We start from the raw sequence: 22666 nt of genomic DNA on the forward strand, positions 1-22666 counted from the left end.
GTGGCACGACGCGCCGTGGGGGACGACGAACACCGGGGCCCTCTCACGTGGGGATGCACATGCGCAAGCGCACCACCGTGGCAGCCATCACCGGCGCCCTGGCCCTGTCCGCCCTGGCTGTACCGGCGTCGGCCGCCGGCGCTCCGAAGCCGGCGGCCTCCGTCGCCGGGGCCGTCAGCCTCGCGCACGGCGCCGACAGCGGCAAGGCCGCTTTCAGCGCCGCCGTGGCGGGCACGCCGTACAACCTCGACGCCTCCTTCTCGAAGGTGAAGGTGACGTACAACAAGGGCAAGAACATCGCCGTCGGGACGACGAACGTCGTCAAGGTGCCGGTCTCCTTCACGCTGACCCATGGCGCGGACGTCGACATCCACGCCAAGGACTTCTACGCCTTGGCCGAGCTGTACCGGGGCAACTCGTTCGCCGACTCCTACCCGTGGTTCGACAGCGCCAAGGCGAAGTGCACGGACTCCTCCGCGACGGTCGCGACCTGCACCACCAGCGTCTCGGTCAACCCGTTGGAGCTGCTGAACACGGACGCGGGTGCCTGGAAGGCCGCCGTCTTCGCCGTCGCGTACAACGGGGAGGACCCCGAGGAAGGGAACCTGGACAAGGTCGGTATCGCCGTGAAGGACAAGGTCGCGGCCTTCAACCTCCAGCGCCTCTCCAAGCTCACCGTCGACGCCTCGCCCGAGCCGGTGAAGAAGGGGAAGACGATCACCGTCACCGGCAAGCTGTCGCGGGCCAACTGGGAGACCGGCACGTACGCCGGTTACACCGTGCAGCCGGTGAAGCTCCAGTTCCGCAAGAAGAGCGCCACCACCTACACCACGGTGAAGACGATCAAGTCGAACTCCACGGGCAACCTGAAGACGACGACCAAGGCGACCGTCGACGGCTACTTCCGCTACTCCTTCGCGGGCACCTCGACCACCCCGGCAATCAACGCCACGGGCGACTACGTCGACGTGAAGTAACCCTGAAGCACCCCGCACGTACCAAGAGCTGACACAGACCCCGTGCCCCTAGGGGCACGGGGCCTGCCAATACCCGGCTCCACGAGCGGGCGCGACCAGCGGGGCCGAGCAAGTCCCCGACGGCTCCGGCAGCGCCGCTAAGGGGCGCGGGGAACTGCGCGACCAGCCACGACGGCGCCGCACCCGAACGCCGCATCCCCGCCGAACTCCCACCTCACCCCGCACTGAACCCCGCACCCCCGCCGAACTCCCGCCCGCCCCGCCCCCGCCCAGCGCGTAGCGTCACGCCGGGATGCGGTGGTCCACCCACCTCCACGCCACCTCCAGCGCCGCCGCCGCGACCACCGAGATGCCGACCGCCAGCCACGGCATCGTCACGCCGACCAGCTTCAGGGCGAAGAAGTGCTGGAGCCACGGCACGGCGAGGACGACCACGAACGCCAGGCCCATCGACAGCACCAGGGCCACCCGCCACCAGGTGTAGGGCCGGGCGATGATGGCCAGCACCCACATCGAGACCAGGAACAGCGTCAGCGTCGCCGCACTCGTCTCCGCAGCCAACGCCCCATCGCCGGTGTAGTGGTGACGGGCGATCAGATATGTCACGAAGGTCGCCACCCCGGCCACCACCCCGCCCGGGATCGAGTACCGCATCACCCGCCGCACGAAGTGGGGCCGCGCCCGTTCCCGGTTGGGCGCGAGGGCGAGGAAGAACGCCGGGATGCCGATGGTCAGGGTGGAGAGAAGGGTCAAGTGCCGTGGCAGGAAGGGGTATTCGACCTGCCAGCACACCACCAGGATCGCCAGCAGCACCGAGTAGACCGTCTTGACGAGGAACAACGTGGCGACCCGGGTGATGTTCCCGATCACCCGCCGCCCCTCCGCCACCACCGACGGCAGCGTCGCGAAACTGTTGTCCAGCAGCACGATCTGCGCCACCGCCCGGGTCGCCTCGGACCCGGAGCCCATCGCGACGCCGATGTCGGCGTCCTTGAGGGCGAGAACGTCGTTCACCCCGTCGCCGGTCATCGCGACCGTGTGCCCACGGGACTGGAGGGCGCCGACCATGTCCCGCTTCTGCTGCGGGGTGACCCGCCCGAACACCGTGCCGTCGTCGAGCGCCTGCGCCATCTCCCCTTGCGCGGCGGGGAGTTGCCGGGCATCGACGGTCGTACCGGCGAGGCCGAGCTTTCCCGCCACCGCGCCCACCGAGACCGCGTTGTCCCCGGAGATCACCTTGGCCCGCACGTCCTGCTCGGCGAAGTAGCGCAGGGTGTCGGCCGCGTCGGGCCGCAGCCGCTGCTCCAGGACGACCAGGGCGGTGGGCCGGGCACCCCGGGCGGGCTGCGGGTCGTCCAACTCCCGTACGGCCCGCGCCAGTAGCAGGACCCGGAGCCCCTGCTCGTTGAGGCGCCCGGTCTCGTCGAGCGCCGGGTCACCGTCGGCGAGCAGCACATCAGGGGCGCCCAGCAGCCAGGTGCTGGTCTCGCCGTCGCTCTCGTGGAAGCAGGCGCCGCTGTACTTGCGGGCGGAGGAGAAGGGCAGCGACTCGGTGCAGCGCCAGCCGGCGACGTCCGGGTAGGCGTCGATGATGGCCTGGAGGGACGCGTTCGGCCGGGGGTCGGACTCGCCCAGGGCGCCCAGCACTTGACGTACGTACGTCTCCTCGGCGCCCCCGAGCACGCGCAGTTCGGTGACGTCCATGCCGCCCTCGGTGAGGGTGCCGGTCTTGTCGAGGCAGACGGTGTCGATGCGGGCGAGGCCCTCGATGGCCGGGAGTTCCTGGACCAGGCACTGTTTCCGGCCGAGCCGGATCACGCCGATCGCGAAGGCGACGGAGGTGAGCAGCACCAGACCTTCGGGCACCATCGGCACGATCCCGCCGACGGTCCGCGCCACCGAGTCCTTGAACCCGTGCTGTTTGACGAAGAGTTGGCTGATGATCAGGCCGATCGCGGTCGGAATCATCATCCACGTCACGTACTTGAGGATGGTGGAGATGCCGGAGCGCAGTTCGGAGTGGACGAGCGTGAACCGGGAGGCCTCCTCGGCGAGTTGGGCCGCGTACGCCTCCCGGCCGACCTTCGTCGCCTTGAACGCGCCGCCGCCCGCGACCACGAAACTGCCCGACATGACCGGGTCGCCGGGCCGTTTGACCACCGGGTCGGCCTCACCGGTGAGCAGCGACTCGTCGATCTCCAGACCGTCCGCCTCGACGCACACCCCGTCGACGACGACCTTGTCGCCGGGCCCGATCTCGATCAGGTCGTCGAGCACGATCTCGGAGGTGCTGACGTCGACGGCGACCCCGCCGCGCCGCACGGTCGGCCGGGACTCCCCGATCACGGCGAGGGAGTCGAGGGTCTGCTTCGCCCGCCACTCCTGGATGATGCCGATCCCGGTGTTGGCGAGGATCACGAACCCGAACAGGCTGTCCTGGATCGGCGCCACGAACAGCATGATCAGCCAGAGCACGCCGATGATCGCGTTGAACCGGGTGAAGACGTTCGCGCGGACGATCTCCGCCAACGACCGGCTGGAACGCGCCGGTACGTCATTGATCTGACCTCGGGCCGTCCGCTCGGCCACCTCGGCGGCGGTCAGCCCACGCGCGGAGTCGGGCAGCGCCACCGGGTGCACAGGGTCCAGCTCGGCGCCCGCGTCGATGTGCGTCATGGAATCGACGGTACGTGCGGTTTTGCGGCTTCACCCGCCGAGTGCCCGGAAGATCCGCCCAGAGAACGAGGGGGGCCACGGGGGAGTGATGCCCTGGTAGTACGCCCCTAGGGGCCGGGTACCTAGGGGCCGGGTACCTGGGGGCCGGGTAGGGGACATCCCCGATCCGCTCACTCCGGAGTGCGGGTCCCGCTCTCGTCCCGTTCCGCCGCCGCCCGCTTCAGGGCCGCGTCCCGGCCGCGCACGTACCAGATGCCGATCAGTCCGAGTCCGGCGCCGGCCAGACAGGTCCACAGCCACCAGGTGCGGCCGTGGTCGTCGAACCAGCCGTAGAAGGGGAGCTGAACGAGGAAGAGGACGAACCACAGGACGGTGCCGCCGGTGATGGTGGCGACCACGGGGCCCTCCAGGGGCTCCGGCGCCTCATGTGTTGGGGTCCACTTCGCCATGGGCACAGCTTACGAGGCGCCCGGACGCGACGAACGGGGCGTGCCCCGACCTGCTACCGACGCGCCCCGACCTGCCCCGACCCGGCATGGAGGGAGACCCTGCCCTTAAGGGTTCCCGCCCCTGGGGGGTCTCCCTTACGGGGCTCCGGAGTGACCCTCGCCGCATCTACCAGCAGAGATGGCATTTACAGGTTTCATATGTTCATACTTAATCCCTTTCCGTCTGTCCACTTCTGCTCGTAGGAACCTCCATGTCCACCTCGGCCACTGCCAAGGTCCCCTCCCCCGAGCAGCCGGGGTCCAGGCCCGCGTACGGCGCGCTCGACCGCTACTTCAAGATCTCCGAGCGCGGCAGCACCCTCCCGCGCGAGATCCGTGGCGGATTCGCCACCTTCTTCGCGATGGCCTACATCATCGTGCTGAACCCGATCATTCTCGGCAGCGCGAAGGACATGTACGGGCATCACCTCGACAACGGCCAACTGGTCACGGCGACGGCGGTGACGGCCGCGTTCACCACGCTCCTGATGGGCGTCATCGGGAACGTTCCCATCGCGCTGGCCGCTGGTCTCGGCGTCAACTCCGTCGTCGCGCTCCAGCTCGCCCCCCGGATGTCCTGGCCGGACGCCATGGGCATGGTGGTGCTGGCCGGCCTCATCGTGATGCTGCTGGTCGCGACCGGTCTGCGTGAGCGCGTCATGAACGCCGTCCCCTACGGGTTGCGCAAGGCCATCTCCATCGGGATCGGCCTGTTCATCATGCTGATCGGCCTGGTCGACTCCGGGTTCGTCTCCCGCATCCCCGACGCCGCCGAGACCACCGTCCCGCTCCAGCTCGGCAGCGACGGTCACCTGAGCGGGTGGCCGGTTCTGGTCTTCATCCTCGGCGCGCTGCTGACGTTGGCGCTGATCACCCGCAAGGTGTCCGGCGCGATCCTGATCTCGATCGTCGCGATGACGGTGCTCGCGGTGATCATCAACGCCGTCGCGAAGGTCCCGTCCTGGGGCCTGACCACCCCCAAGTGGCCCGGCAACCCGGTCGCCACCCCGGACTTCGGCCTGATCGGGAAGTTCAGCCTGTTCGGCGGCTTCGAGAAGGTCGGCGTGCTGACCGGCGTCCTCTTCGTCTTCACCGTCCTGCTGTCGTGCTTCTTCGACGCGATGGGCACGATCATGGGCGTCTCCGACGAGGCGAAGCTGACCGACGCCGACGGTCAGATGCCCGGCATCAACAAGGTCCTGTTCGTCGACGGCATCGCCGTCGCGGCGGGCGGCGCCAGCTCCTCGTCGGCCACCACCTGCTTCGTCGAGTCCACGGCCGGCGTCGGCGAGGGCGCGCGGACCGGCTTCGCGAACGTCGTCACCGGCGCCCTCTTCGCCGTCGCGCTGTTCCTGACCCCGGTCGCCACGATGGTCCCGTCCCAGGCGGCCACCCCGGCGCTGTTCGCGGTGGGCTTCCTGATCCTGTCCGGCTCCGTCAAGGAGATCGACTGGGCGGATCACACCATCGCCATCCCGGCGTTCATCACGATGGTGATCATGCCGTTCACCTATTCGATCACCAACGGCATCGGCATGGGCTTCATCACCTTCGTGGTCCTGCGCCTCGTGGCGGGCCGCGCCAAGGAGGTGCCGGTGGCGATGTACGTGGTGTCGGCGGTGTTCGCGTTCTACTACCTGATGCCGGCCCTGGGTCTCACCTGATCCGACGGCCGACCCGGCCACCGGGTTCTACGGGGCCGACCCCGTCAACCCCGTAGAACCTCTCCGTCTCCTCGACGGCGGTCTGGAACCGTTCGTCGAAGTCGTCCCGAATGAGCGTCCGGACCACATAGTCCTGGACGCTCATTCCGCGTTTGGCCGCATGGTTCCGGAGCCGATCGAGAAGCTCCCCGTCTATGCGCAGGCTGAGCACGTTGGTCTCCATGTACATGAGGGTGACCGGACGCCGCCGGGACGTGGGTGACTTTCCGAAACCAGCTCACCCGTACGGGTGACGAAAAGATTCAGTGGCGGGAGTCACGGGCATGCGCACGTTTCCCGCTGGTCCTTAGCGAGAGTAATGAGTTACGCTAACGAGATGTCGGACCTCAGCCATGGCGACGATGCCGCCGCCGTGAATTCCCTTCGGTCAGCCGTCATGCGGCTGTCCCGTCGACTCAAGCACCAACGGGTCGACGAGTCGCTCAGTCCCACCGAGATGTCGGTGCTGGGCACCCTCTCCCTCTGCGGCAGCGCCACACCCGGCGAACTCGCCCGCAAGGAGCACGTCCAGCCGCCGTCGATGACCCGCATCGTCGCGCTGCTGGAGGCCAAGGGCCTGGTCCGGCTTGAGCCGCACCCCGAGGACCGGCGCCAGAAGGTCGTCACCAAGACCGAGCAGGCCGAGGCCATGCTTGAGGAGAGCCGCCGCAAGCGGAACGCGTTCCTGGCCAACCTGGTCGAGGGCCTCGACGAGGACGAGTGGGCCAAGCTGCGCGCGGCCGCCCCCGTACTGGAGAAACTCGCCCACCGGTAACACCCGCAGTACCCGTAGGACCCGTACTACCCGAAGTGCCCGCAGTACCCGTAGGACCAGCATCATCCGCCGCCGGACCCGCAGTACTCGTAGGACCCGTAATGCCCGTAGTACCCGTAGGGCCCGTAGTACTCGTACGAACTCCAGCCCCACACCAGCCCCACCCGTACCCCTGTCACCAAGCCCCATGAGGAGGCGACCTCTTTTGAGTTCGGGACCCGGAGCAGACTCCGCCCCCGCACCGGCCACCCACGAATCCCCGCCCACCCACGATCCCGCGCCCGCCGCCGAGCCGCTCCGCGCACCCGCGCCCGCCGCCAAGTCCTCGATGTTCTCCTCCCTGCGCGTCAGGAACTACCGCCTGTTCTTCGCCGGCCAGGTCGTCTCGAACATAGGCACCTGGATGCAGCGAATAGCCCAGGACTGGCTGGTCCTCAGCCTCACGGGTTCGGCCACGGCCGTCGGTGTCACGACGGCGCTTCAGTTCCTGCCGATGCTCCTGTTCGGCCTGTACGGCGGTGTCCTCGTCGACCGGCTGCCCCGGCGCCCCACGCTGCTGTTCACGCAGACGTCGATGGCCGTCACCGGCATCGCCCTCGCCGTGCTCACGCTCAGCGGACACGTCCAGGTCTGGCACGTCTACGTCGCCGCGTTCGCCGTCGGCCTCGCCACCGTCGTCGACAACCCGGCCAGGCAGTCCTTCGTCTCCGAGATGGTCGGCCCGGACCAGCTCCAGAACGCGGTCAGTCTGAACTCCGCCAACTTCCAGTCCGCCCGCCTCGTCGGCCCCGCCGTCGCCGGGCTGATGATCACCGGCGTCGGAACCGGCTGGGCGTTCATGGCCAACGGCCTGTCGTTCGCCGCGCCCATCGCCGGACTGCTCCTGATGCGGGGGCGCGACCTGCACGCCGTCAAGCGCGCGCCGCGCGGCAAGGGGCAGTTGCGCGAGGGCCTGCACTATGTCGCCGGGCGCCCGGACCTGATCTGGACGATCGCGCTGGTCGGGTTCATCGGCACGTTCGGCTTCAACTTCCCCGTCTACCTCTCGGCGTTCGCGGACGACGTCTTCCACGCGGGCGCCGGCTCCTACAGCCTCTTCAACACGCTGATGGCGGTCGGTTCGCTGGCCGGCGCGTTGCTCGCGGCCCGGCGCGGCACGGCCCGGATGCGGGTGCTGATCGTCGCGGCGGTGGCCTTCGGCGTCTTCGAGATCGTCGCCGCAGGGGCGCCCTCGCTGTGGCTGTTCGCGCTGCTGATGGCGCCGATCGGGATGTTCGGCATGACGGTCAACGTCACCGCCAACACCAGCATCCAGATGTCCACCGACCCGGCGATGCGGGGCCGGGTGCTGGCCCTCTACATGATGGTGTTCCTCGGCGGTGCCCCGGTGGGCGCGCCGATCGCCGGCTGGGTCACGGACGCGTACGGCGTCCGCGCGGGCCTCGCGGTCGGTGGCGTGATCTCGTTCGTCGCGGCGGCCGCCATCGGCCTGGTCCTGGCCCGGGTCGGCAACCTGCGCCTGTCGGTCGGCTGGAACCGCGGCCACCCGCACGTCCGCTTCGTCCCCAGGGAGACCCGGGAACAACTGGCGGCGGCAGCCTGACCGGGATGTCCCCTAGGGGGACGGAGTCCCTAGGGGCTGGACCCTAGGGAACGCCCCCTAGGGACCTCACCCCTAGGAGGCTGATCCCGCGCCTCCATCGCTGCTCCGACGCCTGCCGTAGCTGGACCCTCAATGGCTCCCTACCCTGCCCCTACTGGCAGGGTAGGGAGCCATGAGACTCTTCGCCGCCGTGCTGCCCCCTGCCGACGTATCGAGTGAACTGGCCCCTGTCGTCGACCAGTTGCGGCGCCGCCCGGACGCCGACCGGCTGCGCTGGACCGGCCGACCCGGCTGGCACTACACCCTCGCCTTCTACGGGGAGGTCGACGACGACGTCGTCCCGGAACTGACGCGGCGGCTGGCGCGGCTCGCGCGGCAGACGGAACCGTTCGAGCTGGCGGTGCGCGGCGGCGGACAGTTCGGCAACGGGCGGGCGCTGTGGGCGGGGGCGGCCGGGGACGTGGCGGCGCTGCGGCGGCTCGCGCAGGGGTCGGAGACGGCCGCGCGTGAGGTGGGGGTGGCGAGGGTGGACGCGGAGCACCGGCTGTACCGGCCGCATCTGACGTTGGCCCGGGGCGGGGCGGACGTCGACATCGCTCCCTACCTGGCCGCACTGGACGACTTCACCGGCCGCACCTGGACGGTCCCGGAGTTGGCGTTGGTCCGCAGCAACTCGCTCGACCCGGGAGCGTTGGACGGGCCGGGCGACCGCCCCCGCTATGAGGCGGTCGCCCGCGAGCCGCTCGGCGGGGCCGGTTAGGCTCAGCCCCGTGGACCCCAAAACCCGGAACCGGATCATGGCCGGTGCGCTCGTACTGCTCTTCGTCGTGGTGGCGGTGGCGGCCGCGACCGGCAAGTAGCCCGTCGCCCTCGCCCCGTACCTACCCGTAGTACCCCGGGCACCCCTGGCACGTACGGGGCCCCGGGAGCGGCCCGCGGACTCGGCTGCACCCCGCGGAGTCGGCTGCGCCCGTACTACCCCTAGGACCCGTAGGGCACCTAGGTGACGGCCGCCGAGGACCGCCGCCTCTTCACCCCTACGGGCAGTACCCGTACTACCCGTAGGGGCGGACGCCCAGAACGGAGAACGCCGAGGGCGGCTGCCAACAGGACCCGGAGTACCCGTAGTACCCGGAGTACCCGTAGTACCCGGAGTACCCGTAGTACTCCCGGCCCCGCAGCCCCCCCGGCACTGCCCGCACTCCCGGCAACTCCACAACCGCCCCCCGACTCACCTACCCACCTACCAGGCGAACGCCTCCGGTGACGGACCCGGGCCCGGGAAGATCTCGTCGAGGGCGGTGAGCAGTTCCTCGCCCAGTTCCAGTTCCACCGCGCGTACAGCGGAGGCGAGTTGCTCGGCGGTGCGCGGGCCGACGATCGGGCCGGTCACGCCGGGCCGGGTGAGCAGCCAGGCCAGCGCGGTCTCGCCGGGCTCCAGCCCATGCTTGTCGAGCAGGTCCTCGTAGGCCTGGATCTGGGCGCGACCGGCGGGGTCGGCCAGAGCGTCGGCGGCCCGGCCGGTGGCCCGGCGCCCGCCCTCGGCCTGCTTCTTGATGACCCCGCCGAGCAGTCCGCCGTTCAGCGGCGACCAGGGGATGACCCCGAGGCCGTACTCCTGCGCGGCCGGGACGATCTCCATCTCGGCACGCCGTTCGGCGAGGTTGTAGAGGCACTGCTCGCTGACGAGGCCGATGGTCCCGCCGCGCCGGGCGGCGACCTCGTTGGCCTGGGCGATCTTGTAGCCGGGGAAGTTGGAGGAGCCGACGTAGAGGATCTTCCCCTGCTGGACCAGTACGTCGACGGCCTGCCAGATCTCCTCGACCGGGGTGTGCCGGTCGACGTGGTGGAACTGGTAGAGGTCGATGTGATCGGTCCGCAACCGCTTGAGGCTGGCGTCGACCGCGCGCCGGATGTTCAGCGCGGAGAGCCGGTCGTGGTTGGGCCACGGGTCACCCTCGGGAGCCATGTTCCCGTACACCTTGGTGGCCAGTACCACCTTGTCGCGCCGCTCGCCGCCCTTGGCGAACCAGTTGCCGATGATGCTCTCGGTGCGGCCCTTGTTCTCGCCCCAGCCGTAGACATTGGCGGTGTCGAAGAAGTTGATGCCCGCGTCCAGCGCCGCGTCCATGATGGCGTGACTTGCGGGTTCGTCGGTCTGCGGACCGAAGTTCATGGTGCCGAGGACCAGTCGGCTGACCTTGAGTCCGGTACGTCCCAGCTGCGTGTACTCCATGGTCACCAAGCCAACGACGTCGAGTGCACTCTAAGCAAGAGGAATCGGCGCGACACGAGAGCAGGGTAGGGACGTACCGGCGAACGGGTCACGGTCGGACGCGCATATGCCCATCGCACGTTCCGGCGCCGCGTCGCGGGACGTCGCACCACCGACCCTGACCTCCCCCCACCCTTCCCCTAGGGGCCCCTTTCCTCACCTCCGGTCGTACTCCTCCCCGATCTCCCACGCCTGCCACAGGGCGTTCGCGAAGGCCGCCGCGATCCGGTGCTCGCCGCTCCGGTTCGGATGGGTGCCGTCGTAGGTGTCCAGATGGATGTCGAACGACGGTGGCGGCGACGCCAGCAGCAGCGGCGAGCGGGGTTCGTCCAGGTCGGCGAGGGTCTTCGCGAGGAGTTCGTTGAAGACGCCGACCTGCGTGGCGAACGAACTGTCGTCCGCGCAACGGACGTTGGGGATCACCGGCAGCACCACCATCGCGATGCGCGGGTCGGCCGAACGGGCCTCGGCGACGAAGGCGCGCACGTTCGCGGCGGTCTGCTCGGCGTTGGTGTAGAAGCCGAGGTCGATGAGGCCGAGGGAGACGAGCAGGACATCGGCGCGCGTCTCGCGGACCGCCCCGGAGATCAGCGGGACCATGTGCGTCCAGCCCTCGCCCCACCCCGCGAGATGTCCCCTAGGGAACTCGGGGTCGGCGTACTCGTACGACGTCGGCGCGTCCGCCGCCTTGTCGTACAGCGTCTCGCGCGGCCCGACGAGCGTGAACGGAGCCCCGTGCGTCGCGCACAGGTGCTGCCACATCCGGTACCGCCAGGTGTGCTCACCTGCGCTTCCGATGGTCATGGAGTCGCCGACGGGCATGAACCTGAGCATCCGCTCATGATGAACGATCCGTCTCTCCGCCGATGCGTGAGGGCCACCGCCGGACCCGGGACCGGACCTGATATCGGACCTGATACCGGCCCCGTGAGCCCCACCACCCGTACGTGAGAACCAGGGGTACTGGCACTCTTGGCGCATGCGTCGACCGTCCGCCGTACTCACCGGCATCCTGCTGATGGGCGTTCTGGCCCTGCCCGCCACCGCCCCCGTCGCTGCCGCCGCCGACGGGGACGAGGGGTTCACCATCAAGGACCCCCGGATCACCGAGTCCAGCGGACTGGCCGCCTCCCGTCTCCACCCGGGGATCTACTGGACCCACAACGACAGCAGCGATGGCCCTTACATCTACGCCGTCGACAGCAGCACCGGCGAGACGGTCGCCCGCGTCACCCTCAGCGGCATCGGCGACCCGCGTGACGTCGAGGCCATCTCCATCGGCCCCGGCAACGAGATCTACGTCGGCGACATCGGCGACAACCTCGGCGGCACCTGGCCCTACGTGTGGATCTACCGGCTCCCCGAGCCGAAGACGCTGAAGGACCAGACGATCCGGGCCACGCAGTACGTCGTGAAGTACGAGGACGGGCCGCGCAACGCCGAGTCGATGGTCGTCGATCCGAAGACCGGCCGCGCCTACATCATCGACAAGGACGAGGACGGCGGCCACCTCTACCAGGGCCCCGCCACGCTCTCCCCGACCGGCACCAACATCTTCCGCCCGATCGCCCCGGTCGACCTCTGGGCCACGGACGCGGCGATCTCCCCGGACGGCCAACAGCTCGCGGTCCGGGGCTACTTCGGCGGCATCTGGTACGACTGGAACGGCGGTTCCATCAAGCGCCGCGACCGCCTTGAGGTCCCGCTTCAGGGTCAGGGCGAGTCCGTCACCTACTCGGTCGACGGCACGAAGATCCTCTACGGCAGCGAGGGCAAGGACAGCCCGGTCCAGGTGGAGGACGCGCCGGGCGCCAGTTCCAAGTCGCCGTCGGACAAGGCGAGTTCGGATGCATCTGGGGCCAACGGCGGTGTCGGGGGCGGCCAGTTGAAGCTGGGGGCGCTGGTACTGGCGGGTGCGGTGGCGCTGCTGTTCGGGTTCCGGCGGCTGACGCGGCGCAAGTGACGTTGTAGCGCTGGGGGTTGGTCTCGGGCGTCGTGGTTCGTCCATGGCGCCCGGGGCCTCGTATGACGCCGGGGTCCTTGACGTGTTCCTGGGGACTGGCTTTCCTGGGAGGTGCCGGGTTGTGGGAGCGCTCCCACCTGTTCCGGGCCGGCGCTCCCGAGAGGAAGCAGCGACATGTTTCGTGGCGTGAGGGGTGCGTTGCGCACCTTGAGAAGGGCACTGTGCGCGGCCGTGCTCCTGGTGCCGTTGGTCCTGGGGCTGGGGGTGCCGTCGGCGCAGGCGGCGGATGCGGCGGGCGCGGCTCCGGCTCCGGCTGCGGACGCGGGCGCCGGGTACTGGCACACCAGTGGGCGGCAGATCCTGGACGCGGCCGGGCAGCAGGTCCGGGTCGCCGGTATCAACTGGTTCGGCTTCGAGACCGCCAACTACGTGGTCCACGGCCTCTGGTCGCGCGACTACAAGAGCATGATCGACCAGATGAAGTCGTTGGGCTACAACACCATCCGGCTGCCCTACAGCGACGACATCCTCAAGAGTGGCACGGTCCCCAACAGCATCGACTTCTCCAGCGGCAAGAACGCCGACCTCCAGGGTCTCAACTCCCTTCAGGTGCTGGACAAGATCGTGTCCTACGCCGGTCAGGACGGCCTCAAGGTGATCCTCGACCGGCACCGCCCGGACGCCGGTGGTCAGTCCGCGCTCTGGTACACCTCGGCGGTCCCGGAGTCGACGTGGATCGCCAACCTCAAGGCGCTGGCGGCCCGTTACTCCGGCCAGTCCACGGTCATCGGCATCGACCTGCACAACGAGCCGCACGATCCGGCCTGTTGGGGCTGTGGCGACACGGCGACGGACTGGCGGCTGGCCGCGCAGCGGGCGGGCAACGCGGTGCTCTCCGTCAACCCGGACCTGCTGATCTTCGTGGAGGGCGTCCAGACGTTCAACGGCGTCTCCGGCTGGTGGGGCGGCAACCTGATGGGCGTCGGCCAGTACCCGGTCCAACTCGACGTCCCCAACCGGGTGGTGTACTCCGCGCACGACTACGCGACGAGCGTGGCGCAGCAGAGCTGGTTCAGCGACCCGACGTTCCCGGCCAACATGCCGGGCGTCTGGGACACGTACTGGGGGTACATCTTCAAGCAGAACATCGCGCCGGTGTGGGTGGGGGAGTTCGGGACGACGCTCCAGTCCACGGTCGACCAGAAGTGGCTGGCGGCGCTGGTGACGTACCTGCGCCCGACGGCGGCCGACGGCGGCGACAGCTTCTCCTGGACCTTCTGGTCGTGGAACCCCAACTCCGGTGACACCGGCGGCATTTTGAAGGACGACTGGCAGACCGTCGACACGGTCAAGGACGGGTACCTGGCCAGTATCAAGGCGGCGGGCTTCCCGGGCACGGGTGACGGGAGCGGCGGTGGTGGCGGCGGCGACGGTGGCGGCAGTACGGCCGCCTGCGCAGCCGCCTACGCCGTCAGCAGCGACTGGGGCAGCGGCTTCAACGCCGACGTGAAGGTCACCAACACCGGTACCAGCGCCCTGACTTCATGGAAGGTCACCTGGAACTTCACCGGCGCCCAGCAGATCACGAACCTGTGGAACGCGTCGTACACCCAGACCGGATCGACGGTGACCGCCGTCAGCACCGCCGACAACGGGAAGGTCCCGGTGGGCAGTTCGGCGAGCTTCGGCTTCGGCGGTGCGCCGGGGGGCGGGGGCGTGACGGGGGTGAGCTGCACGGGGGCGTGAGCGACGGAGGGTGAGTCACCTGGGGTGGGGGCAGGGCAGGTTGGGTCGGCTGCGGTTGGGTGAGCAGGTCACCAGGGCGAGGGAGAGGTAGATCGGCCGCTCCAGATAGAAGCCGACGGTCGCGTCCCCGCCGGAGTCCAGCCGCTGTGCCACGGTGGCGGCGAGCCGGGCGAGGCGACCGGCGTCGCGCTGCGCCCCGGACGCGAACCGGGGTGCGTGCGCGGCGAGTTGCTCCACGAGCCAGTCGGCAGCCCCCAGACCCCCGCTTCGGCCTGAACGGCCTTGTCCTCAAACTGCCCCAGAGGGGGTCCCCCCCCCAACGGGCTGGAATGGGCTGGGCCACGCCGAGTGGACTCCGGAGCTACAGGGTGTACGGGATGTTCAGAGGGGCAGGCTCAAGCGGGTCGGGCCGCTTGTTGTTGCCGAGGGTCCAGGAGGCGCCTCCGATCCGGGCCAACGTCACGCACCCTTCGGTGCAGGGACCCCATGGGCCCGTTGAGGAACCTAATGGGGAGTACGGGGCGCAAGGCAGCGAATATTCTCCATTATTCTCATACGGCTACTCGAAATGCATGGACGCTCACTCATCGGAGTCGGCAGGCTGTGGGTGGCAGCATCGTCGAGATCCAAGGGGTGGTTGCAGATGGCGCGCAGGTTACGGTTCAACGGGACCGGGACCGGAGTGGGTGCGGTCGTGGGTCCGTGTGAACTGCTCGTGGACTGGGCTCCGAAAGAGCGGACGCGGCAGGGGCGCACGATCGGGCTCGATGAGTTCGGCGGCCTGTTCGGGAGGTTCGAGCACACGGCTTGGCGGCTGGAGACGCGGCGCCGGTACGCGAGCGACGAAGAGACCGACACCTACCGGCAGTTCACGGAGACGGGGGACGTGGACTGGGACTACGACAACCCGTACTGCCGCATGATCCGCGAACAGACCGGTCAGGGCAAGCGGGTCGAGCGCGTGCGCATCGTGGACGAGGAACCGACCACGGGCCAGCTCTACCTTCTCGACAACGCGAAGCGCAACGCCGTGATGGGCGAGGACATCCGCAATCTGTGGCGGGCCGATGCCGATCGACTCCGCCTCCCCGCTGAGGACTTCTGGCTGTTCGACAGTCGGCTTGTCGCGTTCCTGCGGTTCGACGACGACGATCAGCTCACGCATGTGGACCTGAGCACCGAACCCGCAGAGGTGGTGCGTTGCTCCATGGTGCGGGATGCTGCTTGGCATCACGCTGTGACGCGGGAGCAGTTCATGTCGGAGATGGGCAGTGACAGGTAGGGGTTAGAGCGGGCACCGGTGAGCACGGACTATCAGAGGGCGCGAGAGGAACTGGGCCGCAGACTCAGGGAGTTGCGGGTCGAGTGCCCCGATGGCCGGCTCACCGGTACGGAACTGGCCGAGCGGCTTGGCTGGCCCCAGTCGAAGGTCAGCAAGGTGGAGAACGGCCGCCAGACCCCCACGGACGACGACCTGCGGGCGTGGGTCGAGGCGACCGGGCAGGCTGCGGTCCTCGGTGAACTGCGTGCTCGCCTGCGGGGGTTCGAGAGCCACATCCGCTCGTGGCGCCGTCAGCTCGCGTCAGGTCACCGTCCCGTGCAGGAGACCTGGAACGCCGTGGTGGCGGACGCCCGGACCCTGCATGTGTGGGAGAGCAGTATCGTCAACGGCCTTCTCCAGACGGCTGATTACGCACGGCACATCTTCGAGCGGCACGCCGAACTCCAGAAGTCCCCGCCGGACGCGGAAGATGCGGTCCGGGCCCGCATGAAACGGCAGGAGTGGCTGTATCGGCCGGGCAAGCGGCTGAACCTGCTCATGTGGGAGGGCGCGCTGCGGGCCGAGACCTGTCCGCCGGAGGTGCTGGCAGCCCAACTCGACCGTCTGGCAGGCGTGGTGGGCATGGACACCGTCCGCCTCGGGATCGTGCCGTTGGATGCCGCGCTGCGGTTGTCGCCGTCGAACGCCTTCTGGGTGCTGGACAACCGACTGGTCATCACCGAGGACTGGCACGCCGAGTTGTGGCTTGATGATGTTGAGACGGTTGGGCTCTACCGTCGGGTCTGGGAGACCTTCGCGGAGTCGGCGGTGTTCGGTGGTGAGGCTCAGCAGGTGATCGCGCGGGTGCGCCGGAGCATCCGGGTCTGAGCGGCGGCACCCCCTGCTACTCGACCGGGTCCAGGTAGAAGTTGGCCTGTGCGGCGCGGTCGCCGTCGGCGTGGGCGATGACCACGCCCCGCACCAGGAAGGGCGTGCCGTCGACGGCCGTGCCGGTCAACTCCCACTCGCTCCAGATGACATCGCCGTCCTGGACGGACCGCAGTACGCGCGCGTCGATGTCCGGTACGCGGGCGAAGAGGCCGGACCAGTTCTCGCGGACCACGTCCTGGCCGACGAAACCGCGTGCCGGGTGGGTCGGCATGTCGCAGCGGTAGTCCTGGGTGAAGCAGGAGACCAGTGCGTCGAGGTCGTGCGTCGAGATCGCTTTTTGGAGGCTGTCGAGAAACGCGGACATGTGAGGTCCCTTCGGGGTCTTGTCGGGGGCCGGACTCTCCAGGGTTCCCCTACAACTGGGCACGTCTGCCTGGCCGGTGGCCCGCCGGCCGACCCTAGCCCAGGGAAGGGAGGGCGCGAGGGAGGGGGCGGGTGGTGGAGCGCGGGCCGCTTGAATCGCCGTTCCTGCGTGGGGCGTTTAGTTCATCGGCCTTGAACTCGCCCGAAGTGCGACCTAATTACAGGGCTACCTGTTAGATGCCCCGCCGCCGCCGTCGGGGGAGCCGGTACCCGTACTTGTGGGTGCCGTGTGCCGAGCAGACCTTCAACGGGGTTGTAGGCAGCGCCAGTTCGGCGGTCCACGTTGGGCGGGTGGGCGTTCTGCTGGGCCGAGCCCGTCCCGTGCCCGCCGATGACGATGCGGCCAGGCCCTCCGCTGCACCGAAGCCCCCGCCCGCCTGCCCCGACAGAACCCTTACCCCCGTTCCCTAGCCCGAACTGCGCAATTCCCCTACTCCTTCGGGTGGTCGACGCCCCGATGTCGTACCTGAGACGTACGGGGCGGAAGGGATGCGCGGGTCGGAGGTTTGGTCGACGGTGGTGGTGTGCCGCCGTCAGTCGGACGGAGTAGCAGGGTGCTGAAGAGTCTGATGCGGGCCGCGCTGGTGGTCCCCCTACTGGCGGGAACGTTGTCCGCCGCCTCGCTGTCGGCCGCGCGGGCGGCGGACAGCACGGCGTGCACGAACGGCGTCTGCCGGGCGACGTTCACCACGGCGGGGGAGTGGAAGGTGTTCACGGTCCCCAAGGGGGTCACCTCGATCACCGCGTATGTGTGGGGTGCCGGGGGCGGCGGGGGCGGGGGCGCTACCGGTGGGGGTGGTGGTGGGGGTGGCGGGACCCTCGTGGCGCTTCTCTTCGCCACGAACATCCGGCACGGTGCCGGCGGCGGTGGGGGTGGTGGGGGCGGCGGTGCCGGTGGCGGTGGTGGAGACAGCGGGGGGTACGCCTACGGCAAGTTGAAGGTCACGCCGGGACAGAAGTTGAAGATCTTCGTGGGCAAGGGTGGCGCGCGGGGCGGCGCGGGCGGAGTCGGCACCGACGGTGGTGCGGGTGCGGCCAAGAACGACGGCGGTTCCGGGAAGGACGCCTACACCGCTGGTCCGGGCGACAACGGCGGCGGTTCCAACGTCACTGACGCTGCGGCCGGGAAGTGGCTGCTGGACGTCAGCGGCGGCCGGGGCAGCGGGGCGGCCGGCGGCGGCAAGGGTGGCAAGGGCGGCTGCGGAGGGCAGACCGGACCCAAGTGTGTCCTGCGCCCCCCTGGAGCGCCTAGGCCGCCCACCGGTGCTGCCGTTCCCCCTTCCTACCCGCTGCGCGGCGGAGACGGGGGCGCGCCCGGCGTGGGCGGCAAAGCTGTTGCCGCCGATGACGGCAGGGGCAGCGGCGTGGTCGACCCGTCGGTCCAGGGAGCCTGGCAGCACCCGCGCCCCGGCAGCGCGGGCGACCCCGGGACGACCGGCACGGTCGGCGGCAACGGCGGCGAGGGCAGCCTCGCTGTCTCAGGGCAGCCCGGTGGCGCGGCCGGTACCCCCGGCCCGGGCGGTGCGGGAGGTAAGGGAGGTACCGGGGGTGTCCCCCGTAGTACCGACGTCGCACCCCCCAAGGGAGTCGGCCAGGGAGGCAACGGCGGCAAGGGCGGTACCGGTGGCAACGGCGGCAAGGGAGCCGTTGGCGGCACCAACGTCCGGACGGCCGACAACTACGGCAAGAAGGGCGACGTCGGCAAGGTCGGCACCTCCGGCACAGCAGGCGGCAACGGCTACGTCCTGCTCACCTGGACCCAGCCCAAGAGCTGACGCTCCGCTCGGCGTCGCCCCCGGGGGACGCTCCCCTAGGTGTGTCCCCCTAGGTGCCTCCCCCTAGGTTTTCCCACCTAGGTACGCCCCCCTAGGTACCGCCCCGCGCACCGGACCCCACAGGTCACCCGACCCGGGCGGGTCCGGTGCGCTGCTGTTCAGGGGGCCACATGGGCCTGTTCAAGTAGCGCGCCCGGAGCGGGTGTTCAAGCGGCGTCACCCGTGAGGGGCGCGGGACCCGGCACCCTACGGGGAACCCCTAGGGTGCCGTTATGGCTACTGTGCTTCCTGATCCGTCCGCGCTGCTCGCCGATCCGCACGCGGTGTACGCCCGTCTCCGGGAGGACGGTCCCGTGCACCGGATCGCCGGGCCCGACGGGTTGCCGGTCTGGGTCGTCACCCGCTACGCCGATGTGCGGCAGCTGCTGGCCGACCCGCGGCTCTCGCTGGACAAGACGCATCGGCTGCCCGGCAACTACCGGGGCTTCTCGCTGCCTCCGGCCCTCGACGAGAACCTCCTCAACATGAACCCGCCCGACCACACGCGGATCAGACGGCTGGTCGTGAAGGCGTTCACGCCGGGGCGCGTGGAGCGGATGCGGCCCCAAGTCCAGCTGCTGGCCGACCGGTTGCTGGATGCCGTGGCCGAGCGGGGACGGGCCGATCTGGTCGCCGAGTTCGCCGCGCCGCTGCCGATCACCGTCATCTGCGACCTGTTGGGCGTGCCGGAGAACTCACGCGGGGACTTCCGCGCCTGGACCGACGCGATGCTCTCCCCGGACCCCGCCAAGCCGGACGTGACGAAGCACGCCGTGGCCGCGATGCTCATGTACTTCCCTCAACTGATCGCGGACAAGCGGCGGTTGCCCGGCGACGACCTGCTGTCCGAACTGATCGCCGTGCGCGACGAGGGCGACAGACTCACCGAGGACGAGCTGACGTCGCTCGCGTTCCTCATCCTCATCGCCGGTTACGAGAACACGGTGCAGCTCATCGGGACCGCCGTGCTGACGCTCCTCGACCACCCGGACCAACTGGCCGCAGTCCGGGCCGACCTGACCAAGGTCGAGGGTGCCGTCGAGGAGGTCGCCCGCTTCGACGGACCGGCGTTGCTGGCCATCCGCCGGTTCCCCGTCGAGGACGTGACGGTCGGCGGGGTGACGATTCCGGCCGGGGAGACGGTGATGCTGTCGTTGGCCTCCGCCAACCGTGACCCCGCCCGTTTCCGCGACGCCGACCGGCTCGACGTGGGCCGGGAGGACGGCGGGCACCTCGCGCTCGGGCACGGCATCCACTACTGCCTGGGCGCCCCGCTGGCCCGGCTGGAGGCACAGATCGCCCTGAGCACCCTCCTGCGCCGGTTCCCCGGGCTGGAGTTGGACGTGCCTCGCGACGAGGTACGGTGGCGGCCGTCGATCCGGGCGCGCGGGCTGGTCGCACTCCCGGTGCGGTTCTGAACGGGCGCCTGCTGCACGGCCGTTGCGGACCTCAAGGCCTTCCTCGGGGCGCCGTCGGGCCTTCGCCCAGGTCATCCGGCACCCGACCCGGACGAAGGCTTTCTCCCGGCGTCAGCTCTTGGAGAGGACGATCGAATTGATCGGGGTGATGTTGCCTCGCCAGCTCTGCCCTTGCAGGACACGGGTGCAGTTACCGCTGCCGTTCTTTCCCGTGCAGAGACTGGCCACGGCGCCGCCCCGCTGATTGTTGAAGAGAACGCGCATTCCGGTCTCGTTGTTGAGGTTGCTGACGCCGTAGACCCAGTAGGTGTGCTGCGGCTTATGGGCTTGCCAGCCGGAATCCGTGTACAGACACACCACTCCGTTCCCGCATCCGTTGGTCTCGGCGGGCACGGCTGACGCCGCTCCGCTGCTGGTCAGCCCCACTCCCGCGAGCAAAGCACCAGCGGCGACGGTCGTCATGATCCTGCGCAGCATGCAGTTCCCCATTCATCTCGGACCCTGGGCTCGTCATATTCGAGCCGGTCTGCCACACCTGACACTCACAGGCGGGTGACCATATGAATGGTGCGGGACCGGCGACTTTAATGCATCACCCACACGCATGAAACACATTGGCCCGGATCGACATTGAGGCAGGCATCGAAAATATTCGATAAATGGCCGTGGGGAATGGGTGGGCGATGGACAGAGGTACGGGGCGGCCGCCGCCCCGCGTCAGGAATTCGTCCCCGCGGGCGGGCACCGCACCCGGCCACGCTCCACTAGCGTGGCGGGGATGAACAGTGAACTGCTGCGCCGGCTGGGGCCGTTCAGGGACGAGGCGGCGGAACAGGGGATACCGGACGAGGACGTCGAACGGTGGATCGCGACCGCCCGTCCGGCCGCGACGCTCGTGACGCGCGGGGAGGGGCCGGTCGTCGGCAGGTTCGGCGGGCCGTTGATGCTGCCCGCCGACGCACCCACCCCCTGGTCCCCGCTGCTCGCCACCCTCGACTGCGCCGCCCTCTCCGAGGAGGTGACCGGGCTCCAACTCCCTGCCGAAGGAAGCCTGTTGCTCCTCGGGTTCCCCGACCCGGCGTATCCCTACAGCGCCGGAGAGGTGGTGTACGTCCCGGCCGGGGCGCCCGTCGAGGAGCGGATTCCGCATCACCCGAGCGTTCCCGGCAACGACGGCACCGGCGGGGACGACCTGGACGGCACCCTCGGCCGGATCTACGAACAGTTCCCGGACGAGGAACTGCGCCTGGCCGCCGATGTGTCGTTGCCCTTCCACGGCATGGTCACCATGGAGGAGCCCCCGTACGCCGTTCCGCTGCCCGGGCATCCGCGTTCCGGAGAGTTGGCGGAGTTGTGGCGGGAGGCCGCCGAACAGGTCGTTGCCGATGGGCCGTTGCAGATCGGCGGGTACGCGTCCCACGAGTGCGTGGAGGGGGACCCGGTGCGGGCGGCGGCGTCGGACGCGCTCGGGTGGCTGCGGGACCGGGCGGCGCGGTCGGGCGGGTCCGCCGAGGAGGAAGAGTTGCCCGCGCCGGAGGAGTGGGTGCTGCTCGCCCAGTGGGACAGCGGTCTCGACGGGCGGGAGGGGTCCACGCTGCACTGGGTGATTCCGCGAGGGGATCTCGCTGAGGGGCGCGTCGACCGGGCGTATGTGTCGTTCTTCTGGAACCCATGAGCCGATCGGCCCGGCCCATCCCCCCATGACGCGGCCGCGCACCGACGCCCGACGTCGATGCGCGGCCGATGTGCCGTACCCGAACGGCCCTGCCTCCTAGGTCAGTTGCTCGGGAGGGACGTGTTCGTGATGGGGAGGGGCTGGGTCGTCCCCGCCACGTACAGGTCCGTCGGCGCCGTGCGGAGCTGGAACGTGTCGTCGCCGGACGCGACCCGTACCGACATGACGAAGAAGCCGTCGTTCTCGGCGGTGACCTTCACGTCGTACTCCTCCTCCCAGTTGGTCTGGAGGAAGACCTCGGTGCCCTGGGGTTCGACTCCCTTGGGGAGGCTGACCTTTCCCTGCACGGTGAGGATGTCGCCGGCCTTCACCGTCTCCTTGCTGACCTGGTAACTCACCGAGCTGGCCTTGGTGTTGGCCGTCACGTAGGTGTCCGCGAAGTAGCCGTCCTGGGGGGTGCTGTCGTCGCCGTCCTCGTCGTAGAGGGCCGTGATCCGCACCTTGTGCTCGACGTTGAGGAGGCTGCTGCCGCCCACCCGGTCGATGTCGACGTCCGGGACGGTGAAGTTGCCGTTCGCGTCGGTGACCGGCGTGCCCAGGTCGCGCGGCTCGTAGTAGTTCGGGTCGATCGGGTCGCCCCACGGGTTCCAGGTCGTGAACTGCACGACTTCCTGGAGGGTGACGGGGATGTGGGGCGCCGGGGTGCCGTCGGCCTTGGTGACGGTGCCCGTGACGTCGACATGACGGTTGTCGTAGTCGGTGCTCGCCGGGTCGGTGGTCACGGTCAGCACGTAGGCGTCGCCGGGGCGGGCGTCCGAGGGCGCCGCCGATGCGGTGGGCGCGGACAGGGCGCCCGCGCTGAGCAGGAGCGCGGTGGTGGCGGCCAGCCGGGTCGGCAGGGACTTCCTGAACATGGGGCAACTCCAAGTGCGTTCGGGAGTGGGGGAGTTGCGCCGGGCGGCACCGGTTCCGCCACGG

The 22666-nt window shown here is 69.5% G+C and carries 21 protein-coding genes and 2 pseudogenes; 12 read left to right on the top strand and 11 right to left on the bottom strand.

Annotated features, from left to right (window positions below):
* Positions 1-59 precede the first annotated feature (59 nt).
* On the top strand, positions 60-977 hold the full coding sequence (locus ACIQOU_RS16290) for a hypothetical protein (RefSeq protein ID WP_401537381.1): 918 nt from the start codon (positions 60-62) through the stop codon (positions 975-977).
* Positions 978-1259: 282 nt separating this feature from the next.
* Here ACIQOU_RS16290 and ACIQOU_RS16295 read toward each other — a convergent pair whose 3' ends face one another.
* Positions 1260-3653 carry an HAD-IC family P-type ATPase gene (locus tag ACIQOU_RS16295; protein WP_401537382.1) on the bottom strand — a complete coding sequence of 798 codons (2394 nt, stop codon included), beginning with the start codon at positions 3651-3653 and terminating at the stop codon, positions 1260-1262.
* 170 nt (positions 3654-3823) lie between these two features.
* On the bottom strand, positions 3824-4102 hold the full coding sequence (locus ACIQOU_RS16300; protein WP_401537383.1) for a DUF2530 domain-containing protein: 279 nt from the start codon (positions 4100-4102) through the stop codon (positions 3824-3826).
* 251 nt (positions 4103-4353) lie between these two features.
* Between ACIQOU_RS16300 and ACIQOU_RS16305 the strand changes: the two genes are divergently transcribed.
* A complete protein-coding gene (locus ACIQOU_RS16305) occupies positions 4354-5805 on the top strand; it encodes an NCS2 family permease (protein WP_401537384.1) in 1452 nt (483 codons plus the stop codon).
* On the opposite strand, the gene ACIQOU_RS16310 is transcribed toward ACIQOU_RS16305, so the two are convergent.
* On the bottom strand, positions 5798-6034 hold the full coding sequence (locus tag ACIQOU_RS16310) for a ribbon-helix-helix protein, CopG family (protein WP_401537385.1): 237 nt from the start codon (positions 6032-6034) through the stop codon (positions 5798-5800). The two genes, ACIQOU_RS16305 and ACIQOU_RS16310, sit on opposite strands and share 8 nt — an antisense overlap.
* Before the next feature lie 147 nt (positions 6035-6181).
* On the opposite strand from ACIQOU_RS16310, the gene ACIQOU_RS16315 reads away from it, so the two are divergent.
* From ACIQOU_RS16315 to thpR, 3 genes are all read left to right on the top strand, one after another.
* Positions 6182-6619: a MarR family winged helix-turn-helix transcriptional regulator gene (locus ACIQOU_RS16315; protein ID WP_401537386.1), complete on the top strand. Its 438-nt coding sequence runs from the start codon at positions 6182-6184 to the stop codon at positions 6617-6619.
* Positions 6620-6947: 328 nt separating this feature from the next.
* Positions 6948-8222, top strand: a complete 1275-nt coding sequence (locus ACIQOU_RS16320; RefSeq protein WP_401537781.1) for an MFS transporter — start codon at positions 6948-6950, stop codon at positions 8220-8222.
* 172 nt (positions 8223-8394) lie between these two features.
* Positions 8395-8982, top strand: a complete 588-nt coding sequence (gene thpR, locus ACIQOU_RS16325) for an RNA 2',3'-cyclic phosphodiesterase (protein ID WP_401537387.1) — start codon at positions 8395-8397, stop codon at positions 8980-8982.
* Between the two features lie 295 nt (positions 8983-9277).
* Here the strand turns inward: thpR and ACIQOU_RS16330 are convergent, their stop codons facing one another.
* The 3 genes from ACIQOU_RS16330 to ACIQOU_RS16340 form a co-directional block, all read right to left on the bottom strand.
* Positions 9278-9424, bottom strand: a complete 147-nt coding sequence (locus tag ACIQOU_RS16330; protein ID WP_401537388.1) for a hypothetical protein — start codon at positions 9422-9424, stop codon at positions 9278-9280.
* Between the two features lie 41 nt (positions 9425-9465).
* Positions 9466-10458, bottom strand: a complete 993-nt coding sequence (locus tag ACIQOU_RS16335; RefSeq protein WP_401537389.1) for an aldo/keto reductase — start codon at positions 10456-10458, stop codon at positions 9466-9468.
* Between the two features lie 195 nt (positions 10459-10653).
* The gene (locus ACIQOU_RS16340) at positions 10654-11331 is read right to left on the bottom strand and encodes a GDSL-type esterase/lipase family protein (RefSeq protein WP_401537390.1); all 678 of its coding nucleotides are present in this window, start codon (positions 11329-11331) and stop codon (positions 10654-10656) included.
* A 145-nt stretch (positions 11332-11476) separates the two neighbouring features.
* On the opposite strand from ACIQOU_RS16340, the gene ACIQOU_RS16345 reads away from it, so the two are divergent.
* Positions 11477-12460: a WD40 repeat domain-containing protein gene (locus ACIQOU_RS16345; protein WP_401537391.1), complete on the top strand. Its 984-nt coding sequence runs from the start codon at positions 11477-11479 to the stop codon at positions 12458-12460.
* Between the two features lie 174 nt (positions 12461-12634).
* Positions 12635-14206 carry a cellulase family glycosylhydrolase gene (locus ACIQOU_RS16350; protein ID WP_401537392.1) on the top strand — a complete coding sequence of 524 codons (1572 nt, stop codon included), beginning with the start codon at positions 12635-12637 and terminating at the stop codon, positions 14204-14206.
* A gap of 15 nt (positions 14207-14221) precedes the next feature.
* On the opposite strand, the pseudogene ACIQOU_RS16355 reads toward ACIQOU_RS16350, so the two are convergent.
* A pseudogene (locus ACIQOU_RS16355) lies at positions 14222-14458 on the bottom strand (hypothetical protein); the annotation flags it as partial.
* Between the two features lie 151 nt (positions 14459-14609).
* Positions 14610-14690 (bottom strand): annotated as a pseudogene (locus ACIQOU_RS16360) (DUF397 domain-containing protein); the annotation flags it as partial.
* Positions 14691-14849: 159 nt separating this feature from the next.
* Here ACIQOU_RS16360 and ACIQOU_RS16365 point away from each other — a divergent pair.
* Complete coding sequence (locus tag ACIQOU_RS16365; RefSeq protein ID WP_401537393.1) at positions 14850-15488, top strand: DUF6879 family protein; 639 nt, start codon at positions 14850-14852, stop codon at positions 15486-15488.
* Between the two features lie 18 nt (positions 15489-15506).
* The gene (locus ACIQOU_RS16370; protein WP_401537394.1) at positions 15507-16355 is read left to right on the top strand and encodes a helix-turn-helix domain-containing protein; all 849 of its coding nucleotides are present in this window, start codon (positions 15507-15509) and stop codon (positions 16353-16355) included.
* A 16-nt stretch (positions 16356-16371) separates the two neighbouring features.
* On the opposite strand, the gene ACIQOU_RS16375 is transcribed toward ACIQOU_RS16370, so the two are convergent.
* Positions 16372-16722, bottom strand: coding sequence for a nuclear transport factor 2 family protein (locus ACIQOU_RS16375; protein ID WP_401537395.1), 351 nt, complete (start codon positions 16720-16722; stop codon positions 16372-16374).
* Between the two features lie 613 nt (positions 16723-17335).
* Here ACIQOU_RS16375 and ACIQOU_RS16380 point away from each other — a divergent pair.
* Positions 17336-18556, top strand: coding sequence for a hypothetical protein (locus ACIQOU_RS16380; protein ID WP_401537396.1), 1221 nt, complete (start codon positions 17336-17338; stop codon positions 18554-18556).
* A 272-nt stretch (positions 18557-18828) separates the two neighbouring features.
* A complete protein-coding gene (locus ACIQOU_RS16385) occupies positions 18829-20013 on the top strand; it encodes a cytochrome P450 (RefSeq protein ID WP_401537397.1) in 1185 nt (394 codons plus the stop codon).
* A gap of 111 nt (positions 20014-20124) precedes the next feature.
* Here the strand turns inward: ACIQOU_RS16385 and ACIQOU_RS16390 are convergent, their stop codons facing one another.
* Entirely contained in the window at positions 20125-20490 is a 366-nt protein-coding gene (locus ACIQOU_RS16390) for a hypothetical protein (protein WP_401537398.1), read from the bottom strand.
* A gap of 301 nt (positions 20491-20791) precedes the next feature.
* On the opposite strand from ACIQOU_RS16390, the gene ACIQOU_RS16395 reads away from it, so the two are divergent.
* On the top strand, positions 20792-21688 hold the full coding sequence (locus ACIQOU_RS16395; protein WP_401537399.1) for a DUF1963 domain-containing protein: 897 nt from the start codon (positions 20792-20794) through the stop codon (positions 21686-21688).
* Between the two features lie 101 nt (positions 21689-21789).
* Here the strand turns inward: ACIQOU_RS16395 and ACIQOU_RS16400 are convergent, their stop codons facing one another.
* A complete protein-coding gene (locus ACIQOU_RS16400; protein ID WP_401537400.1) occupies positions 21790-22602 on the bottom strand; it encodes an acyl carrier protein in 813 nt (270 codons plus the stop codon).
* Between the last annotated feature and the right edge of the window lie 64 nt (positions 22603-22666).

Origin of the sequence: Streptomyces sp. NPDC091279 (assembly GCF_044757465.1) — a bacterium.
Taxonomy (GTDB): domain Bacteria; phylum Actinomycetota; class Actinomycetes; order Streptomycetales; family Streptomycetaceae; genus Streptomyces.

Bases quoted from the DNA above. Each gene is read 5' to 3' on its own strand.
- ACIQOU_RS16290 (WP_401537381.1), top strand. From the start codon at position 60: ATGCGCAAGCGCACCACCGTGGCAGCCATCACCGGCGCCCTGGCCCTG.
- ACIQOU_RS16295 (WP_401537382.1), bottom strand. From the start codon at position 3,653: ATGACGCACATCGACGCGGGCGCCGAGCTGGACCCTGTGCACCCGGTG.
- ACIQOU_RS16300 (WP_401537383.1), bottom strand. From the start codon at position 4,102: ATGGCGAAGTGGACCCCAACACATGAGGCGCCGGAGCCCCTGGAGGGC.
- ACIQOU_RS16305 (WP_401537384.1), top strand. From the start codon at position 4,354: ATGTCCACCTCGGCCACTGCCAAGGTCCCCTCCCCCGAGCAGCCGGGG.
- ACIQOU_RS16310 (WP_401537385.1), bottom strand. From the start codon at position 6,034: ATGTACATGGAGACCAACGTGCTCAGCCTGCGCATAGACGGGGAGCTT.
- ACIQOU_RS16315 (WP_401537386.1), top strand. From the start codon at position 6,182: ATGTCGGACCTCAGCCATGGCGACGATGCCGCCGCCGTGAATTCCCTT.
- ACIQOU_RS16320 (WP_401537781.1), top strand. From the start codon at position 6,948: ATGTTCTCCTCCCTGCGCGTCAGGAACTACCGCCTGTTCTTCGCCGGC.
- thpR (WP_401537387.1), top strand. From the start codon at position 8,395: ATGAGACTCTTCGCCGCCGTGCTGCCCCCTGCCGACGTATCGAGTGAA.
- ACIQOU_RS16335 (WP_401537389.1), bottom strand. From the start codon at position 10,458: ATGGAGTACACGCAGCTGGGACGTACCGGACTCAAGGTCAGCCGACTG.
- ACIQOU_RS16340 (WP_401537390.1), bottom strand. From the start codon at position 11,331: ATGCTCAGGTTCATGCCCGTCGGCGACTCCATGACCATCGGAAGCGCA.
- ACIQOU_RS16345 (WP_401537391.1), top strand. From the start codon at position 11,477: ATGCGTCGACCGTCCGCCGTACTCACCGGCATCCTGCTGATGGGCGTT.
- ACIQOU_RS16350 (WP_401537392.1), top strand. From the start codon at position 12,635: ATGTTTCGTGGCGTGAGGGGTGCGTTGCGCACCTTGAGAAGGGCACTG.
- ACIQOU_RS16365 (WP_401537393.1), top strand. From the start codon at position 14,850: ATGGCGCGCAGGTTACGGTTCAACGGGACCGGGACCGGAGTGGGTGCG.
- ACIQOU_RS16375 (WP_401537395.1), bottom strand. From the start codon at position 16,722: ATGTCCGCGTTTCTCGACAGCCTCCAAAAAGCGATCTCGACGCACGAC.
- ACIQOU_RS16385 (WP_401537397.1), top strand. From the start codon at position 18,829: ATGGCTACTGTGCTTCCTGATCCGTCCGCGCTGCTCGCCGATCCGCAC.
- ACIQOU_RS16390 (WP_401537398.1), bottom strand. From the start codon at position 20,490: ATGCTGCGCAGGATCATGACGACCGTCGCCGCTGGTGCTTTGCTCGCG.
- ACIQOU_RS16395 (WP_401537399.1), top strand. From the start codon at position 20,792: ATGAACAGTGAACTGCTGCGCCGGCTGGGGCCGTTCAGGGACGAGGCG.
- ACIQOU_RS16400 (WP_401537400.1), bottom strand. From the start codon at position 22,602: ATGTTCAGGAAGTCCCTGCCGACCCGGCTGGCCGCCACCACCGCGCTC.